This window comes from Pseudidiomarina homiensis (assembly GCF_003987225.1).
GTDB lineage: Bacteria > Pseudomonadota > Gammaproteobacteria > Enterobacterales > Alteromonadaceae > Pseudidiomarina > Pseudidiomarina homiensis.
The window spans coordinates 1,216,592-1,231,802 of the sequence record NZ_PIPX01000001.1 but is presented as its reverse complement, the minus strand read 5'-3'; the positions used below and the strand labels follow the sequence as shown (position 1 = coordinate 1,231,802).

Sequence of the window (15,211 nt, the reverse complement as noted above, 5' to 3'; positions counted from 1 at the left end):
GGAGTCGCAACATGGATCAATTCATGAACTGGATAACCGAAAACCAAGACTTGATTGTCAGCTATGTCATCAAGTTTGTGGTCGCCATTTTAATTCTGATCATCGGTAAGATGATCGCCAATAGCGTTGCCAAGCTACTTGGTCGCGGTATGACGCGAAAAGGCGTGGATGGCGCCGTGATTAGCTTTTTAAGTGCTATCGTCAAAAGCGTGATTTTCATTGCCGCAGTCCTGATGGCATTATCACAAGTGGGCGTGCAAACCACTTCGTTCATCGCCATTTTGGGTGCTGCTGGTTTAGCTATCGGTTTGTCGTTGCAGGGTTCACTGTCCAATATGGCATCGGGGGTGCTGATTATCATGTTCCGCCCGTTCCGTGCTGGCGAATACGTCGATGCAGGTGGTGTGTCGGGTACCGTTAACGAAGTAAATATTTTCCAAACGGTATTGAAAACCCCTGACAATAAGGTTGTATATGTACCTAATGCGCAGATCACTGGGCAGCCGATCACCAACTACAGTCGCGAAGATACGCGTCGTGTAGATCTGTTGATTGGTGTGTCTTACGACGCTGACTTGCATAAGACCAAGGAAGTGTTGGAGAGCGTATTAAAAGCCGATCAGCGTTTGTTAAAAGATCCTGAGTGGAACATTCAGGTGCATGCTTTGAACAACTCGTCAGTCGACTTTATTGTACGTCCGTGGGTAAAGAGTACCGACTATTGGCCGGTGTACTGGGATTTGATGCGTGAAATCAAGATCGCACTTGATAAAAATGACATCGGTATTCCATATCCACAAATGGATGTACATTTGTTTAAACAGGCTTCACAAGATTAGTACAAAGTGCTAATCTCATGAAGTCTAGGGAAGAAATTTCCTTGATTGGCCAATCAATAAGCACATAGAGGTGTATTAATTATGATGAAACGTACTGCTTTAGCAGCCGCAGTGAGCTTAATCTTAAGCCCTGTTGCTATGGCTCAGACCGGTGCGGGTACTTCTGAAGGTCAGGACGAAGGTGTAGGTCACTTCACCAAGGGCACAATTGCAGCCGGCACTATTGCCGCGTTGACAGTTTTTGCCACGCTTGATCATTCTGACTCTGAAGCGCCGCTACCACCAGAGCCTGAGCCAGAACCAGAGCCTGAGCCAGAACCTGAGCCAGAGCCTGAACCTGAGCCAGAACCAGAGCCACCAGTGACGACCACTACGACTCCGGTAACAACTACGACTACTCCGGTAGTCACCACTACAACGACCACAACAACGTTGTAAGTCGGTAGTGAAAAAGCCCAGGCTTTAACTACGAAATACCGCAGGTGCGCACTGCGGTATTTTTTTGAGCGTTTTTTATTTCCGTTATCGTCTTTTTCCGTCAATAAGGTTTACTTTCATGCGTTTGATCGGTTTTGCTAGTCTTGTTGTTTTCGTTTTCGCACTTTCAGGCTGCAGTGTGCGTATGCAAAATCTTGCTGGCGCTGCTGAAGAAGCGTTGTTCGGCAATGACGATGTTGTTTTAACGGAAGCTGAAATCGCCGATTTGCCATATGCAGCGGCTTACTTTGACACCGAAACGTCAGGGCGTATTGTAGCGGTACTCGATCGCGCAACCGAGTTACAGCGGGTTTACCGCACTGGCGGTGAAGAAGCCTTTGTCACGCGCTTTGGCCGTGTGATCAGCAGCTCGAATATGCCAGGCGTGCCGCTGTATACCAGTGATTGGGCATCAGATCCGCTGAGCTGTTGGGTGCGTCAGACTGCAGCACAACACACCGAAAGCAATTGTCATAACAGTTGGCAGCGCACCGTAGAATTGGGTAATTATGGCAGCAACGTGTTGCGCCAAATCAAAGTATCATCTACCTTCGAAGTGGCAGCGCAACAAACCTATCGCCACCCTGACGGAACTGAACTACAAGCCACCAAAATTGTCGAACGTGGTGTTTTTGCTGGAGAAAACTTCAGTAACGAATTTTATGCAGTGAATGGACGCGTTGTCTTTGCAAAACATTATCTCTCTAAAGATTTAGGCTATGGTATTTTACAGGAAATTAAACCGTTCAATGGAGATTTGTAAATGCGATGCGGGCCTTTTTCTCAGCTAATTTGGGGTTTACTCACGGCAGTAACTTGTTTAGCGATTGTACCAACGACAGCAATGGCCGAAGCCAAGCAACCAGACGGTGCGACGCCTTTTGATCGCGTGGTGAAGGTCAATATCGACCAACAAATGTACAGTTTCACGCGCTTACCTAATCTTATGCAGATCTATCGTGCTGCAGAGTTGGAACCCGCTGCATACTGGCCGGTGAGCCGGCTGCTCAGCCAGAAACAAACACGTAAAGTCCATCAGCAACGTCAGGCGCTATTAAAGCAGCTCGACGGGCTTGCGCAGTGGACGCAAACCGAAGGTAACAAAGCCGCTGCAGCGAAATTACAAAAATGGCATGCCGCAATTAGCACGTGGCCACTGATCGGTGCCGAATGGTTGGGCTTCGCAAAGATCGTTGATCGTAAAGACGAACAATCGGGAACCAGTTTTGAGCGTCCAAGCTTTTTTAGTAGTTTCACCGATGCCGTAAGCAGCTTAAAGTACAACCCAACCTTGCCAGAAGGCACGTATCGCTTTTTACCACCACGTGAAGTGCCAAACCAATGGTACGCAACCTTAGTGACCGCCGACGGTGCGCAAAAAGTAACTTTTACTGAAGAAGATTCCGTGCGCGACGTACTTGAGCGTAGTGGTATTCTCAATAATCATCATGGGCTAACCAGTGTCGACCTAGTGTTCTTAACGGGACATACGGAGTCGTCAAATGTGGCTTACTATGAAAACGATAAAGCAATGCCGCCGGTCGGTGGCCTCATTTTGGTTGACCTGCCGAAGACTGACTTACCAGAGCAATGGCAGTCATTAGGTCAACAACTTGTAGAACTCGCACGTTATTGGAACCCTCAATCATGACCGTTGTTTCCCGAAGTTTGGTGGCTCTCGCAGTCACCGCCGCGCTCTCTTATTCTCCAGATTCAGCAGCCGACACCGCAAACCAATCAGACTTTGGTGGTGTCGGTTTAATGCAAATGCCGACAGCGCGGTTTGCCGACTATGGCACACTTTCGGGACTGTATTACGACAACGAAGAATACCGCAGAATTGCGCTAAGCTTGCAGTTGTTCCCATGGTTAGAAACCACCGTGCGCTACAACGACATTCGCCCGATTCGTTACAGCGCCGATCCTAATTTTAGTGGCGATCAAACCGGCAAAGACAAAGGTTTTGACGCCAAAATCCGCTTATTGAAAGAAAGCTACTGGCTGCCGCAAGTTGCGGTTGGCTGGCGTGACTTAGCGGGCACCGGCATCTTCGCTAGTGAATACATTGTCGCCAGCAAACAATTTGGGCCACTCGATTTCACCGTTGGCCTTGGTTGGGGCTACATGGGTAACCGCGATAACATAGACAATCCGTTTTGCGAAATTGATGATGCTTTTTGCCGTCGCGAAAGCGGCTACAGCGGTTACGGCGGCCGTTTTGAAGTCGATAAATGGTTCCGCGGACGCACTTCCGTATTCGGCGGTCTGACCTATCAAACGCCATTCGATCCACTCGTATTGAAAGCCGAGTACGACGGTAATGATTACAGTCGCGAACGTTACCTAGGTGACTTACAGCCCGATTCCGCATGGAACTTTGGTGCCGATTACGCCTTAGGCGACCACTTCACGCTCAAAATCAGCTACGAGCGTGGCGAAAACTGGATGTTCGGCTTCTCGACCAGCTTTGACTTAAATGAAATCGGCCAAGTGAAGTCGAAACGTGGCGAAGTGCCAGAACCGAATAAGCGCAACTCGTTGCCGCGGATTAACGATGTCACCAACCGGCGCAGCGTATTAGCGTTCGCAAATGATCTCCGCTTTTACGGCGGGGTTGAGCCGACGCGTATGCAACTTGCGCGTAGTGAAGACTCTGATGACATCGATACCATACGCGTCTACGGTGAACAATTACGTTTCCGTGAGCAAGCAGAAGGACTGCGTCGCATCGCCAAAGTTGCCGAACAGCGTATGCCGGAATGGGTTGAAAAAATTGACGTGGTGAACCGCCGCGGTTTAATCCAAACCCACACCACCGAAATCGACATCGCCACTGCGCGTACTGCGATCCAGCGTCAAGACTTCACCACCACCATCGATGATGCCTTCACGCGCAAAGACACGCCGTTAGAAACCTACGAAGACCAACCGTTCTTTATCGCCAAAAACGAAATCACTTGGCCAACGCTCAGTGTGAAGCCGTTCCTTGAGCAAAGTTTTGGTAACCCAGAAAACTTCTATATGTATCAGTTTGGTCTCGACGTGAATGCAGCGATGTGGGTAGCACCGGGAACGTTCTTGCACGGTACCCTTAGTGGCAACTTGATGACCAACTTTGACGACTTTAACTTCTTAGTCGATCAGTACAATTCAAAAGTGCCACGGGTACGAACCTACGTGCGCGAATACGCGACCTTCAGTGACATCTGGATGGAAAACCTCCAGCTGAGCCACATTAATCAATTAGCGCCGAATGTATACACCAGCTATTACGCCGGTTACCTCGAGCGCATGTTCGGTGGTGTAGGTACTGAGTTGTTGTATCGCGAACTCGACAGCAACTGGGCCGTTGGCGTTGACTTAAACTGGGTGAAACAACGTGACTACAATAGCCATACCGGCTTCTTAGATTACGACACCTTTACCGGCCATGTGACCGGTTACTACATGCCAGAGTTTATGCCAAATACTTTGTTCAAAGTTGCCGCAGGGCGCTTCTTGGCGCAGGACAACGGCGTACAAATGAATGTGGAACATAAATTCCGCAGCGGTGTCGTAGTGGGGGCCTATGCCGCCAAAACCAATTTATCGTCGCGAGAGTACGGCGAAGGTAGCTTTACCAAAGGCTTTTATATTAGTATACCTGTCGACTTGTTACAGACTGAGCATAGCCCGAACCGCGGCATGATCAGTTGGACGCCGCTCACCCGCGATGGTGGTCAAATGTTGAATCGTCAAATTCAGCTGTTCTACTCCACCGACGAGCGTAGTCCTTTCTATAAAGAATAATGGAGTGGATGTATGAGAAGTGAACGCGGCTTCACCTTGATCGAACTGTTGATCGTTATCGTGATTTTAGGCTTGCTGGCCAGTTTAGTTGCGCCGCAAATGTTCTCGAAAGTCGATTCGTCGAAGATCAAAACCGCTGAGACCCAGATGAAAATGCTGGAAACCTCGCTCAATACTTATCGTTTAGATATGGGGCGTTATCCAGAGAAGCTTGATCAATTGCTGGCGAGCGACGAAGCTAACTGGCAAGGCCCGTACTTTCCAAAAGAAGTACCGCCGGATCCGTGGGGCAACGACTACGTGTACAAAATGCCAGGTGATAACGGCAAGCCGTTTACCCTTATGTCATTGGGTGCCGATGGCAGTGAAGGCGGCGAAGACACGAACGCCGACATTATTCTGAAATGACCGAGACAACTGTGCATCAACTATTTACCGAGCGCTTTCGCGTGAATCACGACGATTTAAGCAAAGCGCTACAGTTCCAGTCGCGTAATGGCGGCCAACTGGAACAGATCTTGGTGCGCATGGGGGCGTTAAGTTCGGAGTACTTACCAGCCTATTACGCAGAAGTCTACGAACTACCGCAGCTCGACAGCGCGCAATTGGAGCCATTACTCGACGACGATGAACAGTGGCAAGCGCTACAAGAAGCACTTCCCGAGAGCTTGCTGCGACAGCTAATGTCGCACGACTGCCTGCCGATTGCCGTCTCGGAAGCTGCCATTCGCGTTGCGGTGGTGAATCCGACCAAACCAGAACTGCTTGAATTTGCTGCGGTGCACCAAGCGCCTGAACTGCAATTGGTGATTGCCACCGACGAGCAGTACAACCAACTGCTCAATCGCTACCAACAAAGCACCAATGAGCGCAGTGACAGCGCGGACTTGAGTGTGCTTGAAGAAGACCGCCTGCGCGAACTTGCCTCAGAAGCACCAACGGTAAACCTATTGAACAACTTGATGGCCAAGGCGCTGCGTCGCCGTGCATCAGATATGCACATTGAGCCGTGGAAGGGCAAAGGCCGCGTGCGTTACCGCATCGATGGTGTGTTGCATGAGGCCGATTTTATTCCCATGCACATGGTGTTGCCAGTCGTCACGCGCTTGAAGTTGCTGTCGAATATGGACATTGCCGAAAAGCGGCGGCCGCAAGACGGTAAAATCGAATTGCGCATCGACGGCTTGAACGTGGACGTGCGGGTGTCGGCCTTGCCAGTGGGCGAAGGCGAGTCCGTGGTCATGCGTTTCTTGCTGCAAGATAGCCTTGCTTACGACGTGAAAACACTCGGTATCGAGCACGACGTCGAAGCCGAGTTATTGAAAGATATTCAAGCCACGTCAGGCGTGATCTTGCTGACCGGCCCAACCGGCTCTGGTAAAACCACGAGCTTGTACTCGTTTTTATCACGCCGCAATGCGCCGGACGTGAAAATCATCACCATTGAAGATCCGGTGGAGTATCAACTGGACGGCATTAACCAGGTACAGGTGCAAAGTGACATTGGCTTTACCTTCGCCAATGCTTTGCGTTCGGTGGTGCGACAAGACCCCGACATTATCATGGTCGGTGAGATCCGTGATGCTGAAACCGCAGGTATTGCACTGCAATCGGCGCTGACCGGCCACTTGGTCTTTAGTACTTTGCACACCAATGACGCCGCCAGCGCCTACACTCGTTTACTAGACCTTGGCGTTGAAGAATTCCTGCTGGCCGCAGCGATTAAAGTGATTGTTGGTCAGCGCTTGGCACGTAAACTGTGCCCACATTGTAAAGCGCCGGACGCCGAAGGCGAGCAACAGTATCGGCAAATGAAAATGCAGTGGATGCAAGAACGCTTTGGCGTGCAACCCGATTTTCATCGCGCCGTAGGCTGCGACAAATGCGCACACACCGGCTACTCAGGCCGCGTGGCACTGATTGAATACATGCGTTGTGACGAAGAGCTCACAGCCTTACTCGGCGACGCGGAGTTCTTGACCAAAGCGCGGCGTATGAACCGCGAGCGGGGCTTCCGCAACTTGCTTGAAGACGGCGTATTGAAAGCCATGCGCGGCGAAACAACCTTAGCCGAAGTGGTGCGGGTGGCAGGCTAATGGCACAGTTCAAGTACACCGCCTACAACGCGAGCGGGGTGCAGCAACAAGGCACCGTCGAAGCGGTCGATGAAGCCGCCGCCAAAGCCAAACTCAGCGCCCAGCAATTGCTGGTGTCGAGCTTAAAGCCGCAACAAAAAGACATCGGCGCAGCGTTGTTTGGTGATCGGCAACTGAACTTAAAAGACGTTGAATTTTTTACCTCAGAACTGGCGCTGTTGCTGAAGTCGGGCCTTAAAGTCGACAAAGGCCTCGAAATTCTGCTGCAAAACGTTGAAAAACCAGCGCTTCGCCAGTTTTTGCGCGACGTACTGCAAAAGCTCAAACAAGGTGAGAAGTTATCTTCGTCGTTGCAGCCATATGCCGTGTTTAGCTCACTGTATGTCGGCTTGGTGCAAATCGCGGAAGAAACCGGTGAGCTGGCCGCGACCTTTGAGCGCCTATCTGACGAACTGAAATACCAGCTCGACCTGAGTGACAAAATCAAACAAGCCTTGGTTTATCCAGCGGTTATTTTGACCGTGTGTATTGCCGCCATTGTGTTTATCTTCAATTTCGTGGTGCCAAACTTAACCACCTTGTTCCAAGACCAGCAAGGTCTGCCGGGTTACACCGTGGCATTGTTGGCAGTGAGTGACTTCTTTATTCAGTATCAGCTATGGCTGGTGGCAGCTATCGCTGGCGGCGGGCTGGTGCTGTGGCGTTGGCGGACGCATCCGACCGTCGCGCAATTTCGTTCGTGGTTGCGTGAGCGCATGCCCGTGGTGTCGGGCGCTAACTTGCTGGTCGAGCGTATTCGTTTTAATGCCGCGCTAAATGTCATGCTGTCGTCCGGTGTGGCCATTGACCGTAGCATCAAACTGGCGCAGAAAACCTTGCGCACGGTGAGCCTGCAACAAGAAGTTGCCCGCGCTGCTGAGCAAATCAACCGCGGTAATAGCCTTGCAGAGTCACTCAGTGAGACACGCCTGTACCCGCAATATTATGCGGCGCTACTGAAAATCGGTGAAGAAAGCGGCGAACTCGCGCGCGTATTTGGCGAGATTGCCGACCGTTCGCGCCGCACCTTTTACAACTGGGTGACGCGTTTCACCAGTTTACTCGAACCAGCATTGATTCTTTTCATGGGAGCTGTGGTAGGCAGTGTGGTGGTCATTATGATGCTGAGCATATCTGCCGTCACAGACATGCCAATATGATCCGCCGACGCCGCCTAGGTTTTACGCTTATCGAATTGCTGGTGGTGTTAAGCATTATTGGCATCGCCGCCAGCCTCGTTGGCCCTGTCGCCTTGCAACAATACGAACGCAGCAAAGTCACCCAAGAGCGGGAGCAGTTGCTACGCCTGCTCAATGATCTGCAATTTCAAGCCTACACCGAGTTCAAAAACATTCATTTGATGACTAAAAACAATCAAATGATTGTAAAAACGGGCTCAGAAATATCAAATGATTTATTTATGCAATCAATTGAGTCCAAAAACACATCAATTGATGAATATGAGCAAAATAATCAATCAAATGATGGCATTTCTATCCAAAAAGCATCAAATGACACAATTATTGCTCATTTCAATTCAATTGAATTCAAAAACCAATCAATTGAGTTAAATAGTCATGGTTTTTGGTCAAATGATTTCTTTTACTGGTTTGAAGCATCAAATGAGCGCAGTGTTGCGTTGAATATGCCACGCATCGAGCAAGACACGCAGGAGGCAAGTGATGCGTCGCGCTAGTGCTGGCTTTACCCTGATTGAAGTGTTGATTGCCATGACCATACTCACCGCGTCGGTGGTCACCGCAATGCTGGCGTTTCAAAATAATATGCGCAACTCAGCCAAAGCCGCCGAAGTAACGCACATACTGACTCAGGTTGAAGTGCTCCGCAGTGCCATCGAATTTGACTTGCAACACACCGACCGCCGCCAACAAGAACTGTTTAGCCAAGGCGTACGTGCGACCTGGAAGGCCGAGCAAGTGGCCTACGAAGCACCGGCAAAATACTTTAGCGACGCCGAACTCGACTTTCGTGAGTACGGCCCGCGTTATCGCTTGTACGCCGTAACCCTGACCATGGAGTTTGGCACCAGCCGCCGCGAATTCAACTACGAGGAGCTAGTATGGGACGAAAGACTCAGCGCGCCTTCACCTTAGTTGAAACCCTGATCGCCATGGTGCTGTTGTCACTGCTGATGCTCGGCGGTGCGCTCGCCTATGACTACTTCACCCAAAACTGGCAACGCAACAAAGGCAGCATGAACGACGCCATGCAGCGACATCATTTGACCACGCTGGTGCAGCGGGTGACGCAAAGCACCTTTGCCAAGGTGGTGCATAAGAACCGCCAAGCAGGCCATTTGGGCTTTTACTTCCTTGGTCGTGAAGAAGGTTTTACCGCCGTCTCGTCAGCTAGTGTGCAAGATCCGACAGTGCCTGCGGTCTACCGATTGTTCAAAGAGCAAAACCAAGACGGTACATGGCGCTTAATTTATGAAGAAGCGCCGTTAAAAGGCTTTCGTCTTGAAGAGCCAGAGCAAAATCTACCGTTTAACTTCCGGCGAGTGATTTATGACAACATCGCGGAACTCGACTTTAGCTATTTTGGCTGGAACAACTACGATGAACGCCGCGACGTGATTTCCGCAGAAAACCGTGAAGTATTAGAGCCGCGCTGGTTTAACGAATATGACGGTTTGGCTCGAGTGGTCCACCCTATTGCCATACGGATCAATTTAAATGGTATGAGTTGGTTAATCACAGTATCTGATAATGCGATCGACATATTGGGAGGGTATTCTTCCGATGTCTAAATTGCGCCAACAGCAGCAGGGCATGGCACTCTTTCAAGTGTTACTTATTGTCGCCATCATTTCAGTGTTGTTGCTGATTATGTCCAACACCACCAAAGGCCAGGTAGACCGTGCCTTGGCGTTGCAAAAGCAAACCGAAAAGCAGTTAGCTTTGCACTCCGCAGCGAATTACCTCGATATGTTAATGCTGACCAACGATTGGAGCGATATGTTGCGCGAAGGTAAACCCATCGCTGGTTTGAACTTTCATAATTACGTGATGCGCGTGCAGTTACCCAACCGACAAGCGTATAAAAGTTTAGCTGAAGGTATTGATGTGCAGATGCAAAACATTGGAAGCTTGGTTGGGGTCAATCAGGCCAACGATCAGCTACGCGATGTGCTTGTGCGCGCCGGCGTGCCCTCGATTGAGGCCAATAATATGATCTTGACCTTGCGTGAGCAGTTGTACCGTGACGATAGATTGTACTTTCAGCACATTAATGAACTTACCAGTGTGCCCGGATGGACGTCCGCAATTATTGAACGAATCCGCCCTTATGTGACCACCAAGATCATGCCATTTAACGGCGCTTGGGCGCCAGATGGCTTACTCCCTGTCTTGCTCACCTCTGGGCAAGCTGATACTATCACAGCGTTGCGCGGCTCGGGAGAGTATAACCCGCGTCTTTACGAAGAATTTTCAGGGCAAGACACAGGCTTTGGCGTATCTTTGTATCCGAGCGACGAACAGCGTGTAACAGTGACTGACCCGGTAACTGGGGAACAACTTCGGCGCGGTGTGATTTACGCCACGCATGATAAACATCCAAGGACGATAGAATACAAGCGCTATCTACGAGAAGAAAAAAGCATACCGAATGAGTGAAGCCAAGCCTAAGCAAACGAGTCTGTTCAAGCGCCTAGCAAGTCAACTAGAGCGTGGCCTTTGGCGTGTCAACGCGGATGGGCAATGGTATCAAGGTTCTCAGGCTAAGGCTGTCACGGTCCCTAAAAAACGTGTTCCCGTCGTCGTTTTGGCGCGTACTTTTTATCAAGAAAAGTGGCAAAGTTTTGCGATTCGATCGCAGCGCGAATTACGAAAGATTCTAACGTTACAAAATTCGGCCCCAGGTGTTTTGCATTTTATCGGGCATGAGCAAGACGGGCAGCGTCGAGTGCTGACTGTTGAACTCACGGCAGAAGGGCAAAAGCTTGCTGAGCACGGTTACGTGGTGTTACCCGAGACTCTTGTTGTTGCCGCGGCGTTAAACGACGGCTTTTATGAGGTTAGCAGTGCTAAAGCAGCTTATTTTTTGCATAAACAAGGCAAAGAATGGCAGACCGCGCGCAAGTCAGCGCTGTTGCGTGATGCGACAACCGCTAAACTTGCTCTAGGTGCGGGTCATAGCGAAGCGGTACAACAGGTCAGCGAGGCGCAACTGCAAGCGCTGCTTATTCGTGGCGTGCGTAAGCTTGGTGTAGCAATTTGGCAACAGGGTTGGCAAGGCTCCGGGCAAACAAAAAGCTTTCCTTGGCAGCAAACGTTGGTGGCGTGTGGCGCAGTCGTTGTGCTCTATGCGGTGCTCTCCAGTGGTTATTTGATGGCGCAGCGTTGGTGGCTAGAGTCCCAACTGACCGCTATGCAAGACGACGTGAGTGTTGTGTTAGAACAGCAGTCAGCAATGCAGAACGCCCAAGCAACGATCGAAACATTGCAACAACACCAAGCCAATTGGCAAGCCGTGAACAACTTATGGCGCACCTACCGAGTGATTGAAGAACAAAACGTTGATTTAAACTTTCTGCGCGGTGACTTTAAGAGCCTGATGCTCAGCGCTGTTGCCGATGGTGCTTTGCCGTTTATACAGCAATTGAGTGCTTCGCCAGCGGTGGTTAATGCAGATTTTGACTCTCCCGTGCGAGCCAGCGGCAATCAGCAACGCTTCATCATTAAATTCGAGCTAGCACAGCAGCTTGCAGCAGAGGACGCCACTGATGACTAAGTCACAGCAAAATCTTCTGTTGATTGCGGGAGTATTAGCAGCGATACAGTTTATGATTGTGCCGCTGATGGAGTATCAGGACCAAGAGCACACAGAACTGCGCTTGCTTGAACAGCGATTAAGCCGCAGTGAGCAGTTATTAGAAAACCAACAAAAGGTTGCGGAATTAGCCGAACAAGTTAAATCGAACGAAGCGCAATTGCTCGAGGCTATTCCGGTAGCAACAGACCGCACTGTTTTTCGTATTGACTTGCAAAGTGAGATACAACGGGTTGCGCGTGAGCATTCATTACGCCTAGAAGAATTTAATTGGCTAACCGAGAGCCAAGCTGTATCCGATACGGTGCAAGTGCAACGCGCAAAAATTCGTTTAAGTGGAGCTGTTTCGCAATTGGCTGAGGCTCACTTAGTAATGACGCAGCAATTGCCGTCCATTCGCTATGTCGACTTTAGCTTACGGAAGAGCAATAATCGTCGCGGCGGTAGATCGAGCGACCCGCAGATGCAAATTGAGCTGCTGCTCGAGATTGCGACGCGCAGGCCTAGCCAGGAGGGCTCATGAATTTGACCTCGCGTCTGCAAAACATCGACAAACGCGCTTTAGGTGTGGCTGGCGCACTGACTTTACTTTGCTTGTTCGATTTTAGTCAACGGGTCTGGATCGCAAGCGCCGACAATGATTCAATCGCTCGAGATTTAGCATCCGCAGGACAGATTCAAGTGGCGACACCGCGAGTCCTTGATGAGCTACAAACGTGGTTTGCCGAGCGTGAACAAGTGCGCAAGCAGATTGAACAAGCGTCAAGCAGCGACAAAGATGATGCTGAGCAAGCATTATTACCTGGTGGAGTGGATGTAGGGCCGCTACGCATAAGACTTAGAGCGATTCTTATTTCGACAGAAAACGCCCAGAAAGTCGCTATTATGGAAGCACAAAATAATGATGACCGCAGCGTCGAGCTTATCGAACGCACGGTTGGTGAAGCTTTAGGGGAGTACAACGTGAGCGCGGTCCGCGTGAACGAGATTGTGTTCCAGCGTGCTGACGAGACGATCGTCGTACCGATTTTCGATGACCAGCACAACGCAGAGGAATAGCAGAATTATGAAGGTAATCGAGGCAAAAACCGCACTCACACTTCTTGCTGCGCTAAGTCTATGGGGCTGCGCGCAAACAACCGACCGTATTCCAATCAATCCGGATCGTATGGAAGTCGAAAATGCTGAAGTGGTAAATGATAGCGTGCTGCAAGAAAGCGACGAATCGGTGCGAGAGGGTGGCTTTTCTCGGATTAACAGTTTGCAAGCTGATGCTGCTAAGTTACGCAGCGATACTGACCCTGCAATGCAATTTAGCGACAGCGACTCGCAGCAAGTAAGCGCCAACGCACTGCCAATGCGTGCCTTTATTGAAACCATTTTTGGCAAAGCATTGTCCGTGAACTATGTGATTGCGACGCAGGATGAGCTGCGACAAACCGTGACGTTAAACCTGAGTGATGCGGTCAGTTCGCGCGAACTGTTTCGCTTAGCGCGGCAGTTAATGAACGACAAAGGGCTTGACGTTTCGCTGCGTGACAAAACCTTTTACGTGTACCCAGTAGATGCCAAACAACGAAGTAATGTGGTGATTGGTTTAGGACGGCGTTTTCAAGACGTACCCGACACCGCGCAACGCATTTTGCAAGTGATCCCGTTAAAATATGGGCTTAAACCGAGCCTAGAACGAACCATTCGCGGGCTTACCGATGTACGCATTACCGCAGAACTCAGCCAGAATGCCTTTTTTGCTGAAGGCCAGCGTCAGGAGATTTTGCGTTTACTCGATTTAATCCAGCTATTAGATGTTCCCGCAACACGTGGACGTTACATCGCATTGGTTGAACTTACCTTTATTAGCCCAACTGATTATATTGATCAACTTGAAAGCTTAATGGGCGCCGAAGGGATTAGTGTGGGCGACAACCCAACCAGTGGTGTTGCCATCCTAGCGGTCCCAGTCATGCAGCTTGGTGCGGTAGCGTTGTTTGCTGCAGATGAAGAAGTCCTTGAGCGCGCGCAGTTCTGGACGAAGAAGATTGATCAACCGAGTCAAGGCACCAAAAAAGGGTATTATGTATACCACCCGCGCTACGCGCGAGCCAGTGACTTGGGTGAGTCAATTTCTGCACTCATTGGCGGTGGTGGCTTTGGCGGAGATACCAGTCGCGATACGCGTTCAGCGCAACCGCAACGCGGCAGCAACGCGGGCAACACTGGTGCTCGCTCGGGCGGCGCCATCGTAGCTGAGAATGAAAACCTGCGAATGACTGTAGATGAGCGCTCTAACGCCATTATTTTTAATTCGACGGGTACCGACTACAAAGCGTTACTACCTATTATTAAGCGTTTGGACGTGATGCCGAAGCAAGTGGTGCTTGATGCGACCATTGCCGAAGTGACACTTACCGATGAATTTTCGCAGGGCTTCGAGTTTGCGTTTCGTTCCGGCCAGATCACTGGCGGAACCTTAGGCGCCCTTGGTGTTGGTGATATGGGTGGCTTTTTTGTGAACTGGAGCGACGGCGTGTCATCAGTGCGCGCGCGCCTCCAAGAAAGCTCAAGTCTCATTAACGTCATATCGAATCCGACCATCGTTGTACGTGACGGCGTATCAGCGTCGATTAATGTGGGGAATGATATCCCAACCATTGGTTCGACGACGACAAACCCAAACTTTGAAAGTCAGACACAGAATGTGGTGTATCGGAAGACCGGTGTGCAACTTAACGTCACCCCAACAATTAATGCGCAAGGGTTGGTAGTGTTACAGATTGACCAAACCATTTCGAATACGTCGGCTGGCGGGCCATCAGTTGCGGGTAGTCCGAGTATCTTCGAGCGAGCCATTCAGACCGAGGTGATTGCGCAAAGCGGACAGACTATTTTATTGGGTGGTTTGATCTCAGAAAGCAAACAAAATGGCAACAGCTCAGTACCAGGGTTGTCAGATATTCCTTTATTGGGTAATCTGTTCGAAGGCAAGGATGGGAACAGCGAGAAAACCGAGTTAGTCATCTTTATTACACCACGAATTATTGACTCAACTGATCAGTGGGCAGAAATTCGACAAACAATAGCAGATGGCTTGACAACGATTGAGCTTAACGACTAACCTTGCTAACAACTTTGCATAAATGTTGCTGCCGACACTATTCAAGTTTATAAAAACACGGT

The 15,211-nt window shown here is 50.1% G+C and carries 16 protein-coding genes; all 16 read left to right on the top strand.

Annotated features, from left to right (window positions below; genetic code table 11):
* Positions 1-11 precede the first annotated feature (11 nt).
* The gene (locus tag CWI70_RS05885) at positions 12-839 is read left to right on the top strand and encodes a mechanosensitive ion channel domain-containing protein (protein WP_126771390.1); all 828 of its coding nucleotides are present in this window, start codon (positions 12-14) and stop codon (positions 837-839) included.
* Positions 840-920: 81 nt separating this feature from the next.
* Positions 921-1,277 (top strand): hypothetical protein, encoded by a 357-nt coding sequence (locus tag CWI70_RS12430; protein WP_198677656.1) that lies wholly within the window; start codon positions 921-923, stop codon positions 1,275-1,277.
* Between the two features lie 118 nt (positions 1,278-1,395).
* Positions 1,396-2,079, top strand: coding sequence for a YjbF family lipoprotein (locus CWI70_RS05875; protein ID WP_126771388.1), 684 nt, complete (start codon positions 1,396-1,398; stop codon positions 2,077-2,079).
* Positions 2,080-2,967, top strand: a complete 888-nt coding sequence (locus CWI70_RS05870; protein WP_126771386.1) for a capsule biosynthesis GfcC D2 domain-containing protein — start codon at positions 2,080-2,082, stop codon at positions 2,965-2,967.
* Positions 2,964-5,105: a YjbH domain-containing protein gene (locus CWI70_RS05865; protein ID WP_157980874.1), complete on the top strand. Its 2,142-nt coding sequence runs from the start codon at positions 2,964-2,966 to the stop codon at positions 5,103-5,105. Before CWI70_RS05870 ends, CWI70_RS05865 begins: the two co-directional genes overlap by 4 nt.
* Positions 5,106-5,117: 12 nt before the next feature.
* Positions 5,118-5,513, top strand: coding sequence for a type II secretion system major pseudopilin GspG (gene gspG, locus CWI70_RS05860; protein WP_126771382.1), 396 nt, complete (start codon positions 5,118-5,120; stop codon positions 5,511-5,513).
* Complete coding sequence (locus tag CWI70_RS05855; RefSeq protein WP_126771380.1) at positions 5,510-7,201, top strand: GspE/PulE family protein; 1,692 nt, start codon at positions 5,510-5,512, stop codon at positions 7,199-7,201. Before gspG ends, CWI70_RS05855 begins: the two co-directional genes overlap by 4 nt.
* Positions 7,201-8,400, top strand: a complete 1,200-nt coding sequence (locus CWI70_RS05850) for a type II secretion system F family protein (RefSeq protein WP_126771378.1) — start codon at positions 7,201-7,203, stop codon at positions 8,398-8,400. Before CWI70_RS05855 ends, CWI70_RS05850 begins: the two co-directional genes overlap by 1 nt.
* Complete coding sequence (locus CWI70_RS05845; RefSeq protein ID WP_126771376.1) at positions 8,397-8,936, top strand: type II secretion system protein; 540 nt, start codon at positions 8,397-8,399, stop codon at positions 8,934-8,936. Before CWI70_RS05850 ends, CWI70_RS05845 begins: the two co-directional genes overlap by 4 nt.
* Positions 8,923-9,354 carry a type II secretion system protein gene (locus CWI70_RS05840; protein ID WP_126771375.1) on the top strand — a complete coding sequence of 144 codons (432 nt, stop codon included), beginning with the start codon at positions 8,923-8,925 and terminating at the stop codon, positions 9,352-9,354. The genes CWI70_RS05845 and CWI70_RS05840 overlap by 14 nt, the downstream gene beginning before the upstream one ends.
* Positions 9,321-10,010 carry a prepilin-type N-terminal cleavage/methylation domain-containing protein gene (locus tag CWI70_RS05835; RefSeq protein WP_126771373.1) on the top strand — a complete coding sequence of 230 codons (690 nt, stop codon included), beginning with the start codon at positions 9,321-9,323 and terminating at the stop codon, positions 10,008-10,010. Before CWI70_RS05840 ends, CWI70_RS05835 begins: the two co-directional genes overlap by 34 nt.
* The gene (locus CWI70_RS05830) at positions 10,003-10,878 is read left to right on the top strand and encodes a general secretion pathway protein GspK (RefSeq protein WP_157980873.1); all 876 of its coding nucleotides are present in this window, start codon (positions 10,003-10,005) and stop codon (positions 10,876-10,878) included. Before CWI70_RS05835 ends, CWI70_RS05830 begins: the two co-directional genes overlap by 8 nt.
* Positions 10,871-11,995 (top strand): hypothetical protein, encoded by a 1,125-nt coding sequence (locus CWI70_RS05825; RefSeq protein ID WP_126771369.1) that lies wholly within the window; start codon positions 10,871-10,873, stop codon positions 11,993-11,995. The genes CWI70_RS05830 and CWI70_RS05825 overlap by 8 nt, the downstream gene beginning before the upstream one ends.
* Entirely contained in the window at positions 11,988-12,557 is a 570-nt protein-coding gene (locus CWI70_RS05820) for a hypothetical protein (protein WP_126771368.1), read from the top strand. Before CWI70_RS05825 ends, CWI70_RS05820 begins: the two co-directional genes overlap by 8 nt.
* Positions 12,554-13,093 (top strand): hypothetical protein, encoded by a 540-nt coding sequence (locus CWI70_RS05815; RefSeq protein WP_126771366.1) that lies wholly within the window; start codon positions 12,554-12,556, stop codon positions 13,091-13,093. Before CWI70_RS05820 ends, CWI70_RS05815 begins: the two co-directional genes overlap by 4 nt.
* Positions 13,094-13,100: 7 nt before the next feature.
* Positions 13,101-15,149 (top strand): secretin N-terminal domain-containing protein, encoded by a 2,049-nt coding sequence (locus CWI70_RS05810; RefSeq protein WP_198677655.1) that lies wholly within the window; start codon positions 13,101-13,103, stop codon positions 15,147-15,149.
* The last annotated feature ends 62 nt before the right edge of the window (positions 15,150-15,211 follow it).

Excerpts from the sequence above, each read along its gene's own strand:
- CWI70_RS05885 (WP_126771390.1), top strand. The coding sequence starts at position 12 with ATGGATCAATTCATGAACTGGATAACCGAAAACCAAGACTTGATTGTC.
- CWI70_RS12430 (WP_198677656.1), top strand. The coding sequence starts at position 921 with ATGATGAAACGTACTGCTTTAGCAGCCGCAGTGAGCTTAATCTTAAGC.
- CWI70_RS05875 (WP_126771388.1), top strand. The coding sequence starts at position 1,396 with ATGCGTTTGATCGGTTTTGCTAGTCTTGTTGTTTTCGTTTTCGCACTT.
- CWI70_RS05870 (WP_126771386.1), top strand. The coding sequence starts at position 2,080 with ATGCGATGCGGGCCTTTTTCTCAGCTAATTTGGGGTTTACTCACGGCA.
- CWI70_RS05865 (WP_157980874.1), top strand. The coding sequence starts at position 2,964 with ATGACCGTTGTTTCCCGAAGTTTGGTGGCTCTCGCAGTCACCGCCGCG.
- gspG (WP_126771382.1), top strand. The coding sequence starts at position 5,118 with ATGAGAAGTGAACGCGGCTTCACCTTGATCGAACTGTTGATCGTTATC.
- CWI70_RS05855 (WP_126771380.1), top strand. The coding sequence starts at position 5,510 with ATGACCGAGACAACTGTGCATCAACTATTTACCGAGCGCTTTCGCGTG.
- CWI70_RS05850 (WP_126771378.1), top strand. The coding sequence starts at position 7,201 with ATGGCACAGTTCAAGTACACCGCCTACAACGCGAGCGGGGTGCAGCAA.
- CWI70_RS05845 (WP_126771376.1), top strand. The coding sequence starts at position 8,397 with ATGATCCGCCGACGCCGCCTAGGTTTTACGCTTATCGAATTGCTGGTG.
- CWI70_RS05840 (WP_126771375.1), top strand. The coding sequence starts at position 8,923 with ATGCGTCGCGCTAGTGCTGGCTTTACCCTGATTGAAGTGTTGATTGCC.
- CWI70_RS05835 (WP_126771373.1), top strand. The coding sequence starts at position 9,321 with ATGGGACGAAAGACTCAGCGCGCCTTCACCTTAGTTGAAACCCTGATC.
- CWI70_RS05830 (WP_157980873.1), top strand. The coding sequence starts at position 10,003 with ATGTCTAAATTGCGCCAACAGCAGCAGGGCATGGCACTCTTTCAAGTG.
- CWI70_RS05825 (WP_126771369.1), top strand. The coding sequence starts at position 10,871 with ATGAGTGAAGCCAAGCCTAAGCAAACGAGTCTGTTCAAGCGCCTAGCA.
- CWI70_RS05820 (WP_126771368.1), top strand. The coding sequence starts at position 11,988 with ATGACTAAGTCACAGCAAAATCTTCTGTTGATTGCGGGAGTATTAGCA.
- CWI70_RS05815 (WP_126771366.1), top strand. The coding sequence starts at position 12,554 with ATGAATTTGACCTCGCGTCTGCAAAACATCGACAAACGCGCTTTAGGT.
- CWI70_RS05810 (WP_198677655.1), top strand. The coding sequence starts at position 13,101 with ATGAAGGTAATCGAGGCAAAAACCGCACTCACACTTCTTGCTGCGCTA.